Raw genomic sequence first — 18,368 nt, 5'->3', positions numbered from 1 at the left:
TGAGCTCCTTTCGATCGCCAGGCATGCTACCGGCCCTCACTACCTCGTCTGTGCCACCTGCATAAACCCAGCAAACCGTACCCGCTGGTAACAAGTTGCTCGGACGTCCTAGTATTTGTGCTATGAGCTTCCCTCTCTACGCGCCGGCCGAAGAGCACGACATGCTTCGCGAGACCGTCCGCGCCCTGGCCGATGAGAAGATCGCCCCGCGTGCGGCGGAGGCCGACGAGAACGAGGAATTTCCCTGGGACGTCTACAAGGCGCTCGTCGCGTCCGACCTGCACGCCGTACACGTCCCCGAGGAGTACGGCGGAGCCGGCGCCGACGCCCTGGCCACGGTCATCGTCATCGAAGAGGTGGCCAGGGCCTGCGCGTCCTCGTCCCTGATCCCGGCGGTCAACAAGCTGGGCACCGTACCCCTGCTCCTGTCCGCGTCCGAGGACCTGAAGTCGCGTTACCTGGCCCCGGTGGCCACCGGTGAGGCGATGTTCTCCTACGCCCTGTCAGAGGCCGAGGCCGGTTCGGACGCCGCCGCCATGAAGACCAAGGCCGTACCGGACGGCGACCACTACGTCCTCAACGGCGCCAAGATGTGGATCACCAATGCCGGCATCTCCGAGTACTACACGGTGATGGCCGTCACGGCGCCCGGCGAAGGCGCCAGGGGCATCTCGGCCTTCGTCGTGGAGAAGTCCGACGAGGGCGTCTCCTTCGGCCCCAAGGAGAAGAAGCTCGGCATCAAGGCCTCGCCCACCCGCCAGGTGATCCTGGACAACGTCCGTATCCCCGCGTCCCGCATGATCGGCGACCCCGGCACCGGCTTCAAGACCGCCCTGGCCACCCTGGACCACACCCGCATCACCATCGCCGCCCAGGCTCTCGGCATCGCCCAGGGCGCCCTGGACTTCGCCGTGGGCTACGTCAAGGACCGCAAGCAGTTCGGCAAGCCGATCGGGGACTTCCAGGGCGTCCAGTTCATGCTCGCCGACATGGCGATGAAGCTGGAGGCGGCCAGGCAGCTCACCTACCACGCGGCCGCCAAGTCCGAACTCGCCATGCACGGCACCCCCCAGAAGGACCTGACGTTCCTGTCCAGCGCCGCCAAGTGCGCCGCCTCGGACGCCGCCATGGAGATCACCACCGACGCCGTCCAGCTCCTGGGCGGATACGGCTACACGCGTGAGTTCCCGGTCGAGCGCATGATGCGCGACGCCAAGATCACCCAGATCTACGAGGGCACCAACCAGATCCAGCGCATGGTCATGGCCCGCCAGCTCCTCAAGTAGCGATTGACGCACCCGGTCCTCTCGTTGTGGGGGCCGGGTGCCGAAAGTCCCCGAATCGACGTCCCTCAGTATGCGTCCGCAGTACGGTAGTGGGCAGTTCGTCGATATCTCGATGGCGCATATTATGGTGACAGGGGACGCAATGCTCATTGCGGACAGTTCAGGCGACGGCGCTAATGTCGACTGTATTTTCTGTAAACCGGACGACCCCTCGCTCCATACGACTCTGTGTGAGAACGAGTTGTTCTATGCGCGGTTCGACAATTACCCCGCCAATCCGGGCCACGTCGAGGTCGTGCCCAAACGGCATGTCGAGTCTTTCTTCGAGCTCGATGAGCGGGAGATGCTCAGTGCTTACGCCCTGATGCGTGAAGCGAAGAACCTGATCGACGACAAACATTTTCCCGAGGCGTACACGATCGGGATCAACGACGGAAAGGCCGCCGGCCGGACCATCGACCACCTGCACATTCACTTGATCCCCCGGTATCAGGGCGACGTCGACGACCCCAGGGGCGGCATCCGCAGAGCGGCCCCGAACTGCGACCCCGACGCCTGGACGTAACGGGAACTACCGCTCACCCGACGCCACATACCATCCCGCGCGGCCCGAGAACCGGACGCGGATGCCGGAGAACCCCGCCGACTCCATGTACCCGGTGAAAGTCTCCGGGCGGACGAAGGTGAACCAGCGCTCTCCTTCCAGCGACCCGCCGCTCCGCCAGCCCCCGCCTTCGCCGTCGCGCATGCTGATCACGGTGATCCCGCCCGGAACCAGCACCCGGTACGCCTCGGCCAGCGCCCCGCCCATCAAGGCCAGCGGTAGGTGCAGGAGGGAACCCGAAGCCCACACGCCCGCGACGCAGCGGTCGCGGAGAGGGAGCGAGAGCGCGTCCAGCCGCAGGAAGCCCGACGGACCGGCCGAACGGCTCCGCGCCCAGGTGAGCATGCCGGGGGAGTAGTCGCCCGCGACCACCCGGCGACCCAGGGCCGCCAGCAGGCGGGTGTCGCGCCCGCCGCCGCATCCCAGGTCGAGGACGGGCGGGCCGTACGGCGCGCGGTCCGCGAAGCCGACGACCTCCTGCCGGAGGCCGGGAAACTGGTCGTAGTCCTCGGAAATCTCACCATAGGCATCGGCATGGGCGTCATAAGCGGCGCAAGTGGCACGGGTGATGTCACGGAGGAGATCAGGCATTTTCGAATCCGTCCTGCCCGAGAACGAAGCCCAGGGAATTCAGCACGTGCCAGACGCGCTGCGCGTCCATGTCATGGTAACCATGGGAGACATCGATGCTCACGCAACCCATGAATTTCGCGTGGGCATTTCTGACCGGGCTGGAGAAGACCGCGCCGCGATGGCTGTAACGCTGGAACTCCTCCCACGTGAATCCCATGACGGCGTCCACGCCGGCCGTCCTTTTGAAGGCCTCGAACGCCGCTTTGTCGGTCAGATTCCGGACGAGTTCCTCCACGTTGACGCTGGTCTCCTGATCGTGCTTCCAGCACAGTCCGACGACCCCGACTCCCGGCGTGGGACGGAGCTTCCTGGTGGCAGGGGCCGAGCTCGCCAAGGTCTTCGCCGACCAGGGCTTTCAGCTGTTCGACATCGGTTACGCCACCGAGGAGCGAGAGGTCCGCCTGCGCCGGGCCGACGGCAGGGTCGAGGATCTTCCCGGCGTCCCGTGGCGACACGCCACCTGAAGGGTCAGCGGCTCCAGATCTGGGTGGCTCGGGGGAGGTCCCTGACGGTGCCGCCTTCCGGGATCATGCCCCAGAGGAAGGGGATCAGGTACGTGGGGGGTTCGCCCAGGTGGGTGGTGAGTTCTTCTTCGGTGATCTTGAGGGTGAAGACCGGGCCTCGCTGAGCGGAGTCCCAGCCCTGTTCCACGGCCTGGCGGACGCATCCGGCGACCAGGACGGGGCGGACCGCGATGGTGCGCTCGCCCACGTGGTTGTCCGGGCGGCCGCAGGGGAGCGACACCATCAGGACGCTGCCCGGCTCCTCGGCTCGTTCGACGGCGAAGGTCAGCGGGGCCCGGTCGTCGCCGGGCCGGCGGCTGAGCCGCCAGCGGAAATCGGCGCCGTCGACGGTGATCGGGCGCGAGCCCTTCCTCGACATGGTCATGGCTCCGGTCTCCGTCCTCTCGATCGGGTCGGAGACTATCGGACGCGCTCCAGGACCACGATCGGGATCTCCTGGAGCGCGGCGGCGGCGTAGGGGCGGTAGGCCGGGGCGACGGCGAGCATCATCGCCCACAGCCGGGCGCGTTCGGCGCCGGTGGTGGTTCTGGCGCGGGCCTGGAAGCGGTCGGCGAGGATCTGGACGTCCACCTCGGGGTTCGCCACCGTGTTCAGATACCAGTCCGGGAGCGGCGCGCCATAGGCGCTGCCCGACGCGACCAGCACGTAGGCGTCGCCGTCCTGTCCGAAGAACAGTCCGGTACGGCGCCGCACCCCGCTCTTCCTGCCCACAGTCGTCAGGACGAGGTTGGTCACGCCGCCTTCCATGTAGCCGTCCCGGCCGTCCGTCGCCAGGTAGCGGCGGACGTGCTCGGCGACGGATCGGTCCCTGCTGTCGGTGGTCTCGGTCATGCGGCCATGGTGCGCGGCGGGACTTCGGATTTTCTTCAGAGCGGTTGGAGATGGGCGAGCAGGAGCTTGACGAACAGCACGGGCACGAGCCAGCCGATCGCCGCCGGGATCGCCAGCGGCAGCGCCAGCCCGATCGCGAGCGCGGTGCAGCCGAAGGCGACCGGCCGCCGCACGTCCGAGGGCACGCTGACGGTGATGACGGCGCCCCCGAGGGCCAGCGCGTAGACGACGGCGGCGGCGGTCCACGTGAATCCGGGTACGACCAGGGCGAGCAGGAACGGCTGCACATGGATGGCGACGAATCCCACGTGATGCCGCCAGGTACGGCCCGGCCGGTGGAAGTGCCGTTTGGCGGCGGTGGTGGCGTTGACGGCGGCCCCGCCGTACAGGTCGAAGGCCACGATCGCGATCAGCACGAGCGGCAGCGCGGACAGCCCCGCGCCATAGGCCAGCGCGGTGGCGAGAACGGTGCCGGCCACGGCGCTGGTGTAGACGACGGCGCGGTCGCGCGGGGTGGCGCCGGGGGCGATGAGGCGATCGTCGAGCGTGCGGTGGGTGCTCATGCGCGCTCCCTCAGGCCCTCGACCACGACCTCGAGGACGGGGCCCGCCAGGTCGGCGATCGGCACCTCGGGGTCGACGAGCCACTGCAGCACCACGCCTTCGATGGCGCCGACGATGACGGTGGCGTGCGGCAGGCCGAGGCCGGGGCGGATCTGGCCGATCAGTTCGGCGACGGCCTCGCGGTAGGCCTTGTACGCGGGGCGCATGTGGTCGGTCGCCCACAGGTCGAGCAGGGTTCTGGCCAGATCGGGCGCGCCGGCGATCACGTCGATGGTGCCGCGGACCAGCAGGCCCAGGCGCTCCAGCGGCGGGTCCGTGCCGTTCAGGGCTTGGCGGAGGATGGCGTCGGCGTCGGCGGTGTATTGGGAGAAGGCGGCTTCCAGGAGGGCGTCGCGGCTGTCGAAGTAGAGGTAGACGCTGCCCTTGGCGATGCCGGCCTCCTCCGCGACGTCGTCGATGCGCGAGGCGGCGAAGCCCTTGCGCGCGAAGACGCGGACGGCGGCGGCCAGGATCTCCTGCTTGCGGGCCGCCTTGTCCACTCGTTTCGGTGACATAAGCCTATTATGACTGACTGGTCAGTCATCGTAAAGGATTTTGATGTTGCCGCTTCCGCTTCTGGCGGTGATCGTGTCCGGGCTGTCGCCGTTCTTGACCTTGGTGCTGACCGAGCCGTCCTGGCTCTTGGCCACCACCTTGTACACGCCGGCGGGCACCGCGGTCACCACGCCGCCGTCCCGGGAGAGGACGTCCACGTTCGCCGGCCGTACCGCGAACCGCAGGTGGATCGCGCCGAAGTCGGTGCGCACGCGCACCCGGCCCGAGCGCAGGCGCTCCCCGGTGACCGCGCCCTCGGTCCGCAGGCGCAGGGCGCCGGCCATGTCGATCACGCGGATCGACTCCGTCGCCGCGATGTCGACGTCCTGCGCCAGGCCGGTGGCGATCACCCCGTCGCTGCCCTCGACCACGAGCTTGATGCCGGGCGGCACCGTGATCAGGTAGCGCCCGCCGCAGTCGCCGATGACCATGTTGCAGTTGGCGCTGAGCCGCAGCATGTCGCCGGACAGCGACCAGGAGGAGTTGCCCGTTTCGGCCGCCTTGCCCTTGAGCCACCGGTCGACCTTGACCACTCCGGGCGAGCCCTTCTCGACCCGGAGCCCGCCGAGCGACGACTTGATCGTGAGCGTGCCACCGGTGTGGGTGAACGTCTGTGCCGAATGCTGCTCGGGCGCGTCGAGTTCCACGCCGCAGCCCGCGAGGAGCGCGATGCCCGCGGCCATCACCGCGATTCGTCTCATGGAAGAGATCGTCGCGCGGCCGCCGCCCCCCGCCATCGGCCGCGCGACCGACCCGGCATCGGCCGAACGGCCAGATTCACAGGGCCTTGAGAACCTCGTGCACGTGCCGCAGCGGGGAAGAGCCGACCGGGCGCAGCACGACGGTGTCCACCCCTGCCGACCACAGCGCGCGGACGTGGCCCGCGGCCTGCTCGACGCCGCCGACCGCCATGGCCACCTCCTCCGGCGCCACCTTCAGGAACGCGCTGTACTCGGCCACGATCGGCCGCGCCACCTGCTCGGCGTCGTCGCCGACGTACAGGTGAGTGAAGGCGACCAGCTCGTGCGGCCCGTCCGCGGCGATCCGCGCGCGCACCCACGGCACCCGCGCCGCCCCGAAGCCCTCGGGGATGATCGTCCCGTCGGCCACACGTCCCGACAGCGCGAGCGACCTGGGGCTCAGCACCCCCGCCAGCACGGGCGGCGGCTCGGCGGGCGGGTGGACGAGCGAGACGCCGTCGAGGTGGACGGCCTTGCCGTCCACGACCACGCTCTCGCCGCGCAGCAGCGCCCGCACGCTCGTGATCGTCTCCTCAAGCAAAGCCAGCGGAGACGGTACGGCCGCGCCGACCTGCCGCATCCACGCCTGGACACCGTGCCCGACCCCCGCGGCCAGGCGGCCGGGATGGAGCCTGGCCAGGTTGCCGAACTCCATGGCCAGCAGGGCCGGGTTCCGCAACGGCGCGGGCGCGATGCCGAGGCCGACGCGCAACCGCGAGCTGGCGGCCAGGGCGGTGGCGGCCGAGGAGACGCCGCCTGTCCAGCCGAGGTCCTCCACGACCCACAGGTCGTCCACGACGGTGGCGTCGAGCTCGCGGGCGAAGGGGACGAGCCGCTCGGGCGGCAGGTCGCGGTCGAACATCACGCCGAGTCTCACGGGGCCCTCCAGTAGTAACGGAACAGCCTGCCGACCTCGGAGTATCCGGCCCGCCGGAAGGCGTTGGACGTGGGGGTGTTGGCCACGTCGGTGGCGGCCACGATGCGCTCAACCCCGGCCTCGGCGAGCGTGCGGGTGCCCTGGGCGAGCAGGTCGGAGACGTAGCCCTTGCCACGGTGCTCAGGCACGACACCGATGTAGGCGATGGAGTGGTCGTCGGGGGCGACCAGGCCGACGGGCTCCTCGGCCGCGTAGCCGATGACGAACCAGTCGGGCTTGCCCTTGCGGTTGATCAGGTCGTCGTACATGGACCTGGCCTCGTGCTCGGGGCCTACGGTGGCCAGCTCGACCTGAGTGTCGTGGTCGAGTGAGCCTTCGGAGACGCGTACCAGCACGTCCAGCACCTCGCGCTCGGTGTGCTTGCGGGCGGGGCGGTAGGTGAGCCGGCCGGAGTCGGCGGGGATGTCGCTGCCGGAGCGCCATTCCAGCCGCACCCGTTCGACCTCCAGCGTGAAGCCGGCGCCCATCAGCGCGTCGTGCTCGACCGGCCGGTCCACGGTGGGGGTCATCCCGGGGGACAGAGCGATGTCATGGAAGATCTTGGTGAGCCCCACGTCGGCCAGGCCGCGCCGCAGCAGCGCCGCGCCGGTGGCCGGGTCGGGGCCGGGGGAGAAGTGCCACGTGATCACCGGTTCTGCGCCCCGGTAGGGGGCCCAGAAGCACACGCGAGCGTCGCCGTCGGTGAAGCACCACTCGGGCCTGACCTTGCCCTCGTCATGGGCGGCGATGAGCTGGGAGCGCGCGGGCTCGGGGAACTGATCGAACAATGCGAATGCCTCCACGGACAAAGAACGTCAGTGGGAGCTTAGGCCGCCGTGGTCAGTGTGGCGCGTGCCGCCGTGACAGAAGGGCTGGTCACGAAGTGCTGGTCGAGGTTGGTGATGGTGAGAAGGTGTGTGATCATGCCCGGTTCCACGACCAGGACGAGCCGTCCCGAGAGCTCCCGTACGTGGTTGAGCGCGCCCACGAGCACACCGAGCCCGACGGAGTCGCAGAACGGGACCTCGGTCAGGTCGATCACGAGATGGGGAGGATCGGCGCCGCTCCACACCGCGTCGATGGCCTCGCTGAGACGGGGCGCCCCTGAGACGTCTAGATCTCCGCGGGCGTGGACGACCGTACAGCCTTCCTCGTGCCAGGACCTGACCTCCATGCCCGTCACCTGCCCGGATTGCAGGCTCTTATGCTTGTTTCCGGCAGATGTTCTGGGATGCGGTCTTCGTCGTAGGGGTCGCGGTGGAGCTCGGCTTGGGGCTCGGCTCGCCGGACGGCTTGAGCTTCTTGATCTTCGGCTGGTCCGCGCCGATGACCACTTCGATGCCCGGGATGTCGGCCTCGCGCAGCTCGGCGCCGGGGATGGCCGCCGCCACCGTACGCGCGGAGTCGGCCCGGCCGGGGCCGTACCGGATGATCGTCTTCTTGTAGTCCTTCTTCGTCGTGTTGCCCGGCTCGCCCGGAACCTGGAAGCCCGACTCCTTCAGCGCGGTCTTGGTCCGCGCGCCCAGACCGGTGATCAGCGTGCCGTTGAGCACCTTGACCGAGATGCGCTCCGGCGGGATGGTCGTCGTGGCGGACGGCGTCGCGCTGGGCGTCGGCTTGGGCGTGGGCTTGGCGAGGTCCTCGTCGGCGGCGATGCGGCGGAACAACTCCTTGGCCGCGTCCTTCTCCCACAGCACCGCCGACTCGCCGGTCGGCGTCTTGAAGTCGAGATTGGCCAGGGGGACGGTGGCGAAGCGCACGTCGTCGAGCGACACGTCGCGCATCTGCGTGGCCAGCCCCAGCAGCCCGTCGTCCGGGTCGATCTTGATGGTCCTGAGCGTGGAGTTGACGAACGCGGCCAGCCGCGCCGGGTTGCCCAGCGTGCCGGCGCTGAGCGCCTTGTTGAGCAGCGCCGAGATGACCTGCTGCTGGCGGTCGATGCGGTCGAGGTCGGAGCGGACGGTGGCGCGGGTGCGCGCGTAGCCGAGCGCCTGGGTCCCGGCCAGCTCGTGGGTGCCGGCGGCGAGGTTGAGCCCGGTCTTGGGGTCGTTGATCGGCACCGGTGTGCACACGGTCACGCCGCCGAGCGAGTCGACCACGTCGATGAAGCCGAGGACGTTGACCTCGATGTAGCGGTGGATCTTCAGCCCGGTCGCCTGCTGCACCGCCTTGACCGCCAGCGGCGCCCCGCCGAACTGGTAGGCAGAGTTGATCTTGTGCTGGCCCTTGCCGGGGATCTCGGTCCAGGTGTCGCGGGGGAGGCTGACCACGGTCACCTTGCGGTGGTCGGCCGACAGATGGATCACCATCATCGTGTCGGTGCGCTCGCCGCTCTCCCGGCCCAGTTTCAGCTGGTTCTGCTGCCGGCGGGTGAGGTTGTCGCGCTTGTCCACGCCGACCAGCAGGATGTTCATGGCGCTCGTGGGGGCGGACTCGGTGATGCCGGCGTCGACCCCGGCGATCTGGCGCGGCGTCGCCCACACCACACCGGTGCCGACCAGCACCGCCGTCGACAGCGCCCCCGCGATCAGCAGGTTACGTCGTCGGGCCTTGGCGCTCTTGGGGGGCTTGCGCTTGCGGCCGCTCGCGAGCCTGACGCCGCCGTAGGCGTCGCCGCCCACATGCACTCCCGCGTCCTCCTCGCCCGGCCCGCCCATGCACTGCCCCCTTTATCCTGCCGGAGGGATCTGGCTTTCGATTGCCTTCCTCCCCTGCTCGTACAGTAGCGTGAGGCCCGCCATGAAGCAGTTGCCCGACTCGCCGCACGCGCACGCGGATACGCGCGCCTGGCCACCCATCTCCGTCGTCATGCCCATCCTCAACGAGGAGCGGCACCTCCAAGAGGCCGTCGACATGATCCTGTCCCAGCGATACCCGGGCGAGATCGAGGTCGTGCTGGCCGTAGGACCCTCCCATGACCGGACGCAGGAGGTCGCCGACGCCATCGCGGCGGCCGACCGGCGGATCACGGTCGTCCCCAACCCCACCGGGCGCACCCCCAACGCGCTCAACGCCGCCATCGGCGCCTCCCGCAACAAGATCATCGCCAGAGTCGACGGGCACGCCATGCTGCCCGACGACTACCTGCGCGTGGCCGTGGAGACGCTGGAGGAGACCGGCGCCGACAACGTCGGCGGCATCATGGCCGCCGAAGGGATCACGCCGTTCGAGCAGGCCGTCGCGTGCGCGATGACCTCCAAGATCGGCGTCGGCGCCGCCGCCTTCCACATCGGCGGTACGGCCGGCCCCGCCGACACCGTCTACCTGGGCGTCTTCCGCAGGGAGGCGCTGGAGCGGGTCGGCGGCTACGACGAGCACTTCCAGCGCGCCCAGGACTGGGAGATGAACCACCGCATCCGCCAGACCGGCGGGCTCGTGTGGTTCCAGCCCAGGATGCGGGTCTCCTACCGGCCGCGGCCCAACGTGAAGGCCCTGGCCAAGCAGTACTTCCACTACGGCCGCTGGCGCCGCGTGGTCTCCCGCACCCACGAGGGCACGATCAACCTGCGCTACCTCGCCCCGCCCTTCGCGGTGCTGGCGATGGCGCTCGGGCTGATCGTCTCGCCGTTCTTCCCCCTGGCGCTGATCGTTCCCGGCGGCTACGCGCTGGCCATCGTGGCCGGCTCCGCGCTGACCGGCAGCGGCCTGCCCGGGGCGGCCAAGCTCAGGCTCCCGGCGGTCTACGCGACCATGCACGTCTCCTGGGGCTGGGGCTTCCTCACGAGTCCCAGAAAGCTCGCTCGACCGCGGCGTTGAACCGCGTGAGGGCATCCGGCTCGTCCGGGCCCAGCAGGTAGGCGCGCAGCTTCCGCCGCGCGCACGCCAGCGCGTCCTCCCCGTCCAAGAACCCGGCCAGGGCCGCGAGGTCCTGGCCCAGCAACACCCCGGCGCCCGTCGTCGGGTAGCGCTCGTGGAAGGCCTTCTCCGCCATCCCCGACACGTTCGTCACCGCGTACGGCTTGCCGCTGGCCAGGAAGTCGGCCACCACGCTGGAGATGTCGGCGATCATCAGGTCCGCCTGGTTGAAGCACGCGTACAGGTCCGGTTTCGTCACCACGAGATGCTTGACCGGCGCCCTGGCCGCCCCGCCCGACGGATGCCTGGCCTTCGACCTGGCCAGCGCGGCGGCGTCCAGCATCGCCACGATCTCCGCGTGGGCCCGCGCGGCCGCCTTGTCCCGGTGCCCGGTCAGCGGATGCGGCTTGTAGACCACTCGCAGCTCCGGCTCGTGGTCGAGCAGCGCCCGCACGATCCGCGGCCCCATCGTGGTCAGCGAGGTGTGGTGCAGGTCGTCCGTCCATCCCTCCCACGTCGGCGCGTACAGCACCGTCCGGTACGGCAGGCCGGGCCCCTCGGCCGAGATCCCCTCCAGCTGGGGCCGTCCCACCTCGTGCACGTTCTCGTCCCGCACCCCGACCCTGGCCCGCCGGTAGCGGTCGCGCCCGGCGGGACCGGCCACCCACACCTCGTCGTAGACCCGCGAGAACGGGTTGAACGACGCCTCCTTGTCGCTGTCGCCGTGCCCGACGAAGACGCTGCGCATGCCGGGGATGCGCAGCATGTGGATGTTCTTGCCGACGTTGGCCACGTACAGGCACAGCCGGGCGCTGCCCAGCGCGTGGAAGCCCATGAGGTCGGCCGACGACGGGATGCACAGGACCGGCAGCGTGGTCTGGCCCAGCCGGTCGGCCAGGCCGCGCTCGCGCAGGACCACGATGGCCCGGCGGTCGATCCGCTCCAGCGTCGCCAGCCACATCCTGGCCTGGTAGGCGGCCTCGTTGGCGCCGCTGAAGTACAGGATGACCTCGGGGTGGTAGTCCCTGACCTGCTTGTCGACGACGGCCAGGATGCGGGGGGCGTCGGTCAGCGGGGCGGCCCGCCGTACGTAGGGGATGAGGAGCAGCACCCCGGCGCAGCCCAGCAGCAGGCCGAGAGCCGCGCCCGCGGCGGCGGCCAGTCCGCCCAGCGCGGCGCCGAGCACGGGCAGGACGTCGAGGTAGAGGAAGCGCACGCCGCGGTAGTTGGTGAGGAACTCGGGCGGCGTCTTCGGGAGGTTGAGCGCGGTGACGTCGAGGTGGCGGGTGGTGACCGGCATGGTGGCGACGGTCTGGCGCAGCCGTATGGCGAGGCTCGTCTGCACCGCGCGGACCCCGTGCATCGCGAACAGCCCGACGGCCAGTGCCGTGAGCCAGGGCGAGCCGGGGCCCGTGGTCTTGGCCACGAGGATCACCGCGGCCATCTCCCTGATCACGAAGCGCACCGTGACGCCCAGGTGCACCCGCGAAAGCAGGTCCACGAACGGCCTGGCCACGCGGGCCGCGAGGTGCTCGGCGAGGTAGGAGAGCGCGGCCACGGCGGCGAACAGCAGCGGGTGCGGCCACAGGGCGGCCAGCAGCAGGACCGGATAGCTGCCCAGAAGCACGGCCTTGACACAGAGTCTCCGCATGCATTCGGACAGTAACAGCTTTAGGTCCCGTCGAGCCGGACGTCGATCACCTGCCCTGTCAGGTCGGAAATCAGCACGTCGAGTGAGGTCTGGGCGACGGCGCGCGGAGACAGCAGAGTGTGGGCGGGTTCCTCGCCGAAGGCGCGTTCGCGCATGGGCGTGCTGGTGCGCTCCGGGTTGACGCAGTTGACCCGGATGCCGTCGCCCGTCCACTCGTCGGCCAGCGCCTGGGTCAGGTTGACCACCGCCGCCTTCGTCGAGGAGTAGAGGCTGTAGTCGGCGCGGCCCCTCGTGTAGCTGGAGGAGGTGTAGAGCAGCAGGCAGCCGTTGCTTTCGCGCAGGTACGGATAGGCGGCGCGGGCCACGTTGACCGGGCCCAGGTAGTTGACCCCGACCGTCTCGGCGATCGTCTCGTCGGTGACCTCGGCCAGCTTGCCCATGTGCAGCACGCCCGCGGTGTTGACCACGTAGTCGACCCGGCCGACCTGGGCCAGCGCCTTGGCCACCGAGGAGAGGTCCTCGACCCGCACGCCGTTCTGCGTACGCGAGAAGGAGTGCACCTCGGCGCCGTGGCCGCGGGCCAGGTCCACCACGTCGGCGCCGATGCCGTAGCTGCCGCCGAAGACGACCACGCTCCGCCCGGCCAGCGCCTCGCGGTAGTCGCGCGGCTGCGGCGCCGGCGCGCCGGCCGCGGCGAGCTGGAAGAGCTTGTCGGCGATGTACACGTCGACCGGATGCGTCACCTTCATGTTGTGCTCGCTGCCCGGCACGATGTAGATCGGCACGTCCGGCAGATAACGCAGCACCACGCCGCAGTCGTCGGTGGCCGGCTGCTTGTCGAAGTCGGGGTCGGCGAACGCCCGCTCGTACGCCTCGCGGATCACCGACAGCCGGAAGCACTGGGGCGTCTGCCCGCGCCGCAGCCGCGACCGGTCGGGGATGTCGCGGATGATCTCCCCGCGCGGTCCCGGCACCGCCACGACGACCGTGTCGGAGCTCGGGATGGCCACGTCCACGGCCGAATAGGTCTCCAGGGCCCGAACACACTCGGTGAGGATCCGGGGCTCCAGGAGCGGTCTCACGGCGTCGTGCAGGAGCACGTTGCACTCCTGCGGGCCGAGCGCCTTCAGCGCCCGCCACGTCGTCTCCGTACGGCTCGCGCCGCCCTCAATGATCTTGCTGACCTTGCCGAAACGCCCCCGTGCCACGATCTCCTCGACCTGGTCGGTGAAGCCGGGGGTCATCAGCACCACGATCTCGTCGATCTCCGGCGCGGAGTCGAACAGGGCCAGCGTGTGCTCCAGGATCGTCCGCCCGGCGATCTTGATCAGCTGTTTGGGCGTGTTCAGCCCGACACGCTGACCGACCCCGCCGGCCAGAACCACCCCTACAGAGCGCAACCGAGAGTCCATGCCGCGAGCGTAACGGTCTTGTTCCGTGATATCGCGTCGCCAGGTCGCTACGCTGTGTCCACGCACTCCCTCGCGACTGGGAGGAGACCTGCGCTTTGCCCGATTCACTCACGCGAGAGATCACCGCCACATCCGTGGCCATCCTCGCCACGACACCGGCCGCCACGCTCTCCTGCGCCGACGGAACCCTGCTCGACCGGATCAGCGACCAACTCGTCACGTTGCCCGTGCGCGACATGCAGGTGCTGTCGTCCGGCAACGGGCTCTGCTCCGACCTGCGCGGCGTGGCCAAGCTGGCGCGCGTCTGCGCCGGTCCCGTCGCGGTGCTGCCCGCCGACCTGGTCGCCCACACCGAGGCGCTCGCCCTGGTGCTCGAACATCCGGCCCGTGGCTCGGCGGCGCTGGTCAGCCACGACCCCTCCGCCGCGCCCCTGCGCCCGCCCGTGCGCGTCGAGGGCGGCAAGGTCGTGGCCGCGGGCAGTTCCTTCCACCTCGTCCCCGAGGCCAACGCCACCTTCCGCGGCGTCCTTCAGGCCGGCGAGGCCGACCTCGGCAGCCTGGCCGAGGTCGCGGAAGAGCTCGCGGAACTGGCCGAGACCGGCCGGCTCGGCCCGGTCAGCCCCGTCGAGGCGATCGACCTGCTGCTGGTCGGGCTGGTCCGTTACGGCGTGCGGGTGCGCGCGGCGGCGATCGGGCCGCTGCACAGCGACCGGGTCACCGCGCAGGCCTCCGCCGACAGCGCCATCGAGCGGCTGTCGGAGGTGGACGAGTCGCGGGTGCGGCTCAACTTCGCGGTCAAGGACGACGACGGCTTCTTCGCCACCCACTTCGTCTCGGTCTGGTCGCGCTACCTCATCAGGCCGGCGGCCAGGCTCCGGCTCACGCCCAACGCCATCACCGGGATCTCGATCGGGCTCGCCGTACTGGCGGCCGTGTGGTTCTCGGCGGGCACGCGTGAGGCGCAGATCGCCGGAGCGGTGCTGCTCTACCTCTCGTTCATGCTCGACTGCCTCGACGGGCAGGTGGCCCGCTACACGCGCACCTTCTCGCCGCTCGGCTCGTGGGTCGACGCGATGGCCGACCGGCTGAAGGAGTATGTCGTCTATGTCGGGCTCGCCATCGGGTACGCGGCCGGGCTGCCCTGGACCGGCGGCGGCCCCGGCGGCATCTGGTACCTGGCCGCGGCCGCGATGGTCCTCCAGGTGGTCAGGCACACCATCGACTTCGCCTTCGGCGGCGCGGTCTCCGACGCCGCGCGGATCGGCTCGTCCTTCGCCCGCCCGGCCCGCTCCCTGCTGGAGTCGGCGGACGAGGGGCGCTACACCGTGCCGAAACAGGGGATGCTCGGCCTGGCCCAGCGCATGGAGGGGGAGAGCGTCCTGCGCTGGCTGAAAAAGATCATCGTCCTGCCGATCGGAGAGCGGATGGCGCTGATCGCGATCACCGCCGCGGTGTTCAACGCCCGCGTCACCTTCCTCTCCCTGCTCCTGTGGGGCGGCGTCGCCGCCCTCTACTCGCTCGCCGGGCGGATCGCGAGGTCGATGGCGAAGTGATCACCATTCACATGACTCCGGTCCCCGCCAGCACCGTCGTCGCCTACCGCGACGACGGGCCGCTCTCGCGCGGCATGGGCGCCCTCGTCGCCGGGCAGCTGCCGCCCCTGCCGCCGCTCATCGCGGGCGCCTTCGTCACCGGCATCCTGCTGGTGATCGGCGTCGGCGGCGCCAACGGTCTCGCGGTGTTCGCGCCGGCGGTCACGCTGCTGCTGGCCGGTCCCGGCAGCAGCGCGCCGCACGACGGCCGCCTCGACTGGCTGTGCCCGCCGATCCTGCGGGTCATCGAGTACGCCTTCGTGGCCAGCTGCGGGTTCGGCCACGGGGTCCACCCCGTGCTGATCTTCATGCTGCTGGGCGCGATGGCCTTCCACCACTACGACCTGGTCTACCGGATCAGGCAGCGGGTCTATCCGCCGCCGTGGCTGACGACCTTCGGCCTCGGCTGGGACGGGCGGATGATCGCCGTCTCGCTGGCCGTACTCGTATCGCTGCCCACGGCGGGGTTCGCGTTGCTGGCCCTCTACCTTTGGTTGTTGTTCGGCTGGGAAAGCGTCACCTGCTGGCTCGCCGCGCCCAGATCCGGGGTGGAAGCAACGGATATGGGAACACAGGACTAAGAGCGGATTACCCTCGCAGGGCGAAAAGGCAACTAACCTTTGGGGCCTGGAGAGTCACGCTCGACTGAGGAGTGCACGTTGCTGGGAATGGTGCTGGCCGCTGGAGCCGGACGACGCCTGCGGCCGTACACCGACACGTTGCCTAAAGCGCTCGTGCCGGTCGACGGTGAGACCACGATCATGGACATCTCGCTGCGCAACCTCGCCGAGGTGGGCCTGCGCGACGTCGTGGTGATCATCGGCTACGCGGCGGGGACGGTCGAGGAGCGCAAGGCCGCGCTCGAGGAACGCCACGGCGTCAACCTCACGCTCGTGTACAACGACAAGGCCGAGGAGTGGAACAACGCCTACTCCCTGTGGTGCGCGCGCGACTACTTCGCGCAGGGCGCGCTGCTGGTCAACGGCGACACCGTCCACCCCGTCTCGGTCGAGAAGACGCTGCTGTCCGCGCCGGAGACCAGCGACATCCTGCTGGCCGTCGACGACGTGAAGAAGCTGGCCGACGAGGAGATGAAGGTCACCCTGGAGGGCGGCTCGCTCAAGCGCATCACCAAGCTGATGGACCCCGCCGAGGCGTACGGCGAGTACATCGGCGCCACGCTGATCCGTCCCGGCGCCGCCGACCGCCTGGCCGACGCGCTCAAGACCACCTTCGAGCGCGACCCTCAGCTCTACTACGAGGACGGCTACCAGGAGATGGTCAACCGCGGCGAGCAGATCCACGCCGCCCCCATCGGCGAGGTCGACTGGGTCGAAGTGGACAACCACGACGACCTGGCCAAGGCTCGCACCATAGCCGTCAATTACTGAGGGAGGCGCAGATGCCGCTTCTCGCGAGGATGCTGCCCGCGCCGCTCACCATGGAGGTACGGCGCGGCGCGGTCGCCCAGCTGGGCGCGCTGCTCAACGACAGCCGGGTGGCCACCTCCGGCAGGGTCGCGGTCGCCGTCGGCCCCGGCCAGGGCGACCACATCGAGGGCCTGATCGCCCCCACGCTGGATCAGGCCGAGGTCTTCCGCGTGGCCGACGGCTCCGTCGACGCGGCCGTCTCGCTCGGCGGCGACCTGCGCAAGGGCGCCTACGAGGTGGTCGTCGGCGTCGGCGGCGGACGGACCATCGACGCCACGAAGTACGCCGCGTCGCTGGCCGGCATCCCCATGGTCGCGGTGGCCACGAACCTCTCGCACGACGGCATCTGCTCGCCCACCGCCTCGCTGGTCTACGAGGGCGGCAAGGGGTCGTTCGGCGTGCCGATGCCGCTGGCGATCCTGGTCGACCTGGACTTCGTCCACGCCGCGCCCGAGTCGCTGGTGCGTTCGGGGGTGGGCGACGTGATCAGCAACCTGTCGGCGATCGACGACTGGCAGCTGGCCAACGTCGAGCGCGGGGAGCCGATCGACGGGCTGGCGTGCTCGATGGCGCGTACCGCGGCGGAGGCTCTGATCGGGCGTAAGGACTCCATCGAGACCGACGCCTTCCTGACGGTACTGGCCGAATCCTTGATCTTGTCGGGCATGTCGATGGTAATCGCAGGGTCATCCCGTCCTTCCAGTGGCGGGGATCATGAGATCCTTCATGCCGTGGATCAGCTTTTCCCCGGCACTTCCAATCACGGCGAGCTCGCCGGGATCGGCACCGCGTTCTGCTATTTCCTGCGGGACGACGCCGACCGGCTCCAGCAGGTCGTCGACTGCCTGAGGCAGCACCGGCTGCCCGTCGCGCCCGGTGACATCGGGCTGAGCGCGGAGCAGTTCACCGAGGCCGTCATGCTGGCGCCCTCCACCCGCCCGGGTCGCTACACGATCCTGGAGCACATGCGGCTGTCGGAATCCGAAGTGCGTGGACGGGTGGCGGACTATGTCCGGGCCTTCGGTAGCTGAGCTGCGCGCGGTAGCCCAGCCGGAGGGCCACCTCGACCGCAAGAACGGCGAGCACTGGGCGGGCGTGCTCTACATGCGCGCGATCTCGATCCGGGTCACCTGGCTGCTGGCCAAGACCCGGGTCACGCCGAACCAGCTCACCTGGGTGATGACGATCGCCGGAGTCCTGGCGGGCTTCGCGATGGCCCTGCCCGGGATCTGGGGCGCCTTCCTGGCCGCCCTGCTCGTGCAGGTGTACCTGCTGCTCGACTGTTCCGACGGCGAACTGGCCCGCTGGACCGGCAAGACCTCGCTGACCGGCGTCTACCTCGACCGGGTCGGCGCCTACTTCACCGAGGCCGCCGTGCTGGCCGGGCTGGGCTGGCGGGCTTCCGAGGTGCTGCCCGACTGGTACACGGTGATGGGCTTCGCCGCCGCGCTCGGCGCGATCCTCATCAAGGCCGAGACCGACCTGGTCGACGTGGCCCGTGCCAAGGGCGGGCTCGACTCGGCCAGTGAGGCGTCGGTGGGGCAGTTCCGCTCGGGGCTGCTGGGGCTGGGCCGGCGCGTCCTGTCGGCCACGAAGTTTCACCGGATCGTGCAGCCGATCGAGTTGTCCCTGCTCGCGCTGGGCACGGCCGTGATCGACCAACTGGCCGGAAACCTCACGGCGACCCGTGTACTCACCGTAGCCTGCCTGATAGCCGCGGGACTCCAGATGGTGTTGCACCTGGTGAGCATCTTGGCATCGAGGCGGCTTGCGTGAGCCCTCGTCGGAACCGCTCAG

Annotated in this window: 22 protein-coding genes; 9 read left to right on the top strand and 13 right to left on the bottom strand. The window is 69.8% G+C overall.

The genetic code is table 11. The annotated features are described in order from the left end of the window. Positions 1 to 122: 122 nt before the first annotated feature. Together ACIBHY_RS38500 and ACIBHY_RS38495 are read left to right on the top strand one after the other, a co-directional pair. The gene (locus ACIBHY_RS38500) at positions 123 to 1,286 is read left to right on the top strand and encodes an acyl-CoA dehydrogenase family protein (protein ID WP_397309279.1); all 1,164 of its coding nucleotides are present in this window, start codon (positions 123 to 125) and stop codon (positions 1,284 to 1,286) included. Between the two features lie 70 nt (positions 1,287 to 1,356). After that, positions 1,357 to 1,851 (top strand): HIT family protein, encoded by a 495-nt coding sequence (locus tag ACIBHY_RS38495; RefSeq protein WP_397309278.1) that lies wholly within the window; start codon positions 1,357 to 1,359, stop codon positions 1,849 to 1,851. 6 nt (positions 1,852 to 1,857) lie between these two features. On the opposite strand, the gene ACIBHY_RS38490 is transcribed toward ACIBHY_RS38495, so the two are convergent. Further along, complete coding sequence (locus tag ACIBHY_RS38490) at positions 1,858 to 2,481, bottom strand: class I SAM-dependent methyltransferase (RefSeq protein ID WP_397252156.1); 624 nt, start codon at positions 2,479 to 2,481, stop codon at positions 1,858 to 1,860. Beyond that, positions 2,474 to 2,758, bottom strand: coding sequence for a hypothetical protein (locus tag ACIBHY_RS38485; RefSeq protein WP_397252155.1), 285 nt, complete (start codon positions 2,756 to 2,758; stop codon positions 2,474 to 2,476). Before ACIBHY_RS38485 ends, ACIBHY_RS38490 begins: the two co-directional genes overlap by 8 nt. Before the next feature lie 58 nt (positions 2,759 to 2,816). Between ACIBHY_RS38485 and ACIBHY_RS38480 the strand changes: the two genes are divergently transcribed. Further along, the gene (locus tag ACIBHY_RS38480; protein ID WP_397309277.1) at positions 2,817 to 2,987 is read left to right on the top strand and encodes a hypothetical protein; all 171 of its coding nucleotides are present in this window, start codon (positions 2,817 to 2,819) and stop codon (positions 2,985 to 2,987) included. A gap of 4 nt (positions 2,988 to 2,991) precedes the next feature. On the opposite strand, the gene ACIBHY_RS38475 is transcribed toward ACIBHY_RS38480, so the two are convergent. The 9 genes from ACIBHY_RS38475 to ACIBHY_RS38435 form a co-directional block, all read right to left on the bottom strand. After that, positions 2,992 to 3,411, bottom strand: a complete 420-nt coding sequence (locus ACIBHY_RS38475; protein WP_397309276.1) for a hypothetical protein — start codon at positions 3,409 to 3,411, stop codon at positions 2,992 to 2,994. A gap of 35 nt (positions 3,412 to 3,446) precedes the next feature. Then, positions 3,447 to 3,878: a nitroreductase/quinone reductase family protein gene (locus tag ACIBHY_RS38470; protein ID WP_397252152.1), complete on the bottom strand. Its 432-nt coding sequence runs from the start codon at positions 3,876 to 3,878 to the stop codon at positions 3,447 to 3,449. A gap of 35 nt (positions 3,879 to 3,913) precedes the next feature. Then, entirely contained in the window at positions 3,914 to 4,441 is a 528-nt protein-coding gene (locus ACIBHY_RS38465; RefSeq protein WP_397309275.1) for a hypothetical protein, read from the bottom strand. Next, positions 4,438 to 4,995 carry a TetR/AcrR family transcriptional regulator gene (locus tag ACIBHY_RS38460; RefSeq protein WP_397252150.1) on the bottom strand — a complete coding sequence of 186 codons (558 nt, stop codon included), beginning with the start codon at positions 4,993 to 4,995 and terminating at the stop codon, positions 4,438 to 4,440. The genes ACIBHY_RS38465 and ACIBHY_RS38460 overlap by 4 nt, the downstream gene beginning before the upstream one ends. A 21-nt stretch (positions 4,996 to 5,016) precedes the next feature. Further along, positions 5,017 to 5,736 (bottom strand): hypothetical protein, encoded by a 720-nt coding sequence (locus tag ACIBHY_RS38455; RefSeq protein WP_397309274.1) that lies wholly within the window; start codon positions 5,734 to 5,736, stop codon positions 5,017 to 5,019. 76 nt (positions 5,737 to 5,812) lie between these two features. Beyond that, a complete protein-coding gene (locus ACIBHY_RS38450) occupies positions 5,813 to 6,652 on the bottom strand; it encodes an LLM class flavin-dependent oxidoreductase (protein WP_397252148.1) in 840 nt (279 codons plus the stop codon). Continuing rightward, on the bottom strand, positions 6,649 to 7,494 hold the full coding sequence (locus ACIBHY_RS38445; RefSeq protein WP_397309273.1) for a GNAT family N-acetyltransferase: 846 nt from the start codon (positions 7,492 to 7,494) through the stop codon (positions 6,649 to 6,651). The genes ACIBHY_RS38450 and ACIBHY_RS38445 overlap by 4 nt, the downstream gene beginning before the upstream one ends. A 23-nt stretch (positions 7,495 to 7,517) precedes the next feature. Then, entirely contained in the window at positions 7,518 to 7,865 is a 348-nt protein-coding gene (locus ACIBHY_RS38440) for an STAS domain-containing protein (RefSeq protein ID WP_397252146.1), read from the bottom strand. A 28-nt stretch (positions 7,866 to 7,893) separates the two neighbouring features. Further along, the gene (locus ACIBHY_RS38435; RefSeq protein ID WP_397252145.1) at positions 7,894 to 9,348 is read right to left on the bottom strand and encodes an LCP family protein; all 1,455 of its coding nucleotides are present in this window, start codon (positions 9,346 to 9,348) and stop codon (positions 7,894 to 7,896) included. A gap of 82 nt (positions 9,349 to 9,430) precedes the next feature. Between ACIBHY_RS38435 and ACIBHY_RS38430 the strand changes: the two genes are divergently transcribed. After that, positions 9,431 to 10,447, top strand: a complete 1,017-nt coding sequence (locus ACIBHY_RS38430) for a glycosyltransferase family 2 protein (protein WP_397252144.1) — start codon at positions 9,431 to 9,433, stop codon at positions 10,445 to 10,447. Here the strand turns inward: ACIBHY_RS38430 and ACIBHY_RS38425 are convergent. Together ACIBHY_RS38425 and ACIBHY_RS38420 are read right to left on the bottom strand one after the other, a co-directional pair. Then, entirely contained in the window at positions 10,410 to 12,137 is a 1,728-nt protein-coding gene (locus ACIBHY_RS38425) for a CDP-glycerol glycerophosphotransferase family protein (RefSeq protein ID WP_397309272.1), read from the bottom strand. The two genes, ACIBHY_RS38430 and ACIBHY_RS38425, sit on opposite strands and share 38 nt — an antisense overlap. 20 nt (positions 12,138 to 12,157) lie before the next feature. Further along, entirely contained in the window at positions 12,158 to 13,549 is a 1,392-nt protein-coding gene (locus tag ACIBHY_RS38420) for an SDR family NAD(P)-dependent oxidoreductase (protein WP_397309271.1), read from the bottom strand. A 95-nt stretch (positions 13,550 to 13,644) separates the two neighbouring features. On the opposite strand from ACIBHY_RS38420, the gene ACIBHY_RS38415 reads away from it, so the two are divergent. From ACIBHY_RS38415 to ACIBHY_RS38395, 5 genes are all read left to right on the top strand, one after another. Further along, a complete protein-coding gene (locus ACIBHY_RS38415) occupies positions 13,645 to 15,102 on the top strand; it encodes a CDP-alcohol phosphatidyltransferase family protein (protein ID WP_397309270.1) in 1,458 nt (485 codons plus the stop codon). Between the two features lie 11 nt (positions 15,103 to 15,113). Beyond that, positions 15,114 to 15,722, top strand: coding sequence for a DUF5941 domain-containing protein (locus tag ACIBHY_RS38410; protein ID WP_397252139.1), 609 nt, complete (start codon positions 15,114 to 15,116; stop codon positions 15,720 to 15,722). A 78-nt stretch (positions 15,723 to 15,800) separates the two neighbouring features. After that, positions 15,801 to 16,532, top strand: coding sequence for a sugar phosphate nucleotidyltransferase (locus ACIBHY_RS38405; RefSeq protein ID WP_397252138.1), 732 nt, complete (start codon positions 15,801 to 15,803; stop codon positions 16,530 to 16,532). Positions 16,533 to 16,543: 11 nt separating this feature from the next. Next, positions 16,544 to 17,602 carry an iron-containing alcohol dehydrogenase family protein gene (locus ACIBHY_RS38400; protein WP_397252137.1) on the top strand — a complete coding sequence of 353 codons (1,059 nt, stop codon included), beginning with the start codon at positions 16,544 to 16,546 and terminating at the stop codon, positions 17,600 to 17,602. Beyond that, complete coding sequence (locus ACIBHY_RS38395; protein ID WP_397252136.1) at positions 17,580 to 18,347, top strand: CDP-alcohol phosphatidyltransferase family protein; 768 nt, start codon at positions 17,580 to 17,582, stop codon at positions 18,345 to 18,347. Before ACIBHY_RS38400 ends, ACIBHY_RS38395 begins: the two co-directional genes overlap by 23 nt. Positions 18,348 to 18,368: the final 21 nt, after the last annotated feature.

The sequence above is a fragment of the Nonomuraea sp. NPDC050547 genome (assembly GCF_044457345.1).
GTDB lineage: Bacteria > Actinomycetota > Actinomycetes > Streptosporangiales > Streptosporangiaceae > Nonomuraea.
Note: the sequence above shows the minus strand (reverse complement) of the source record. Positions and strands in the feature narration are given on the sequence as shown.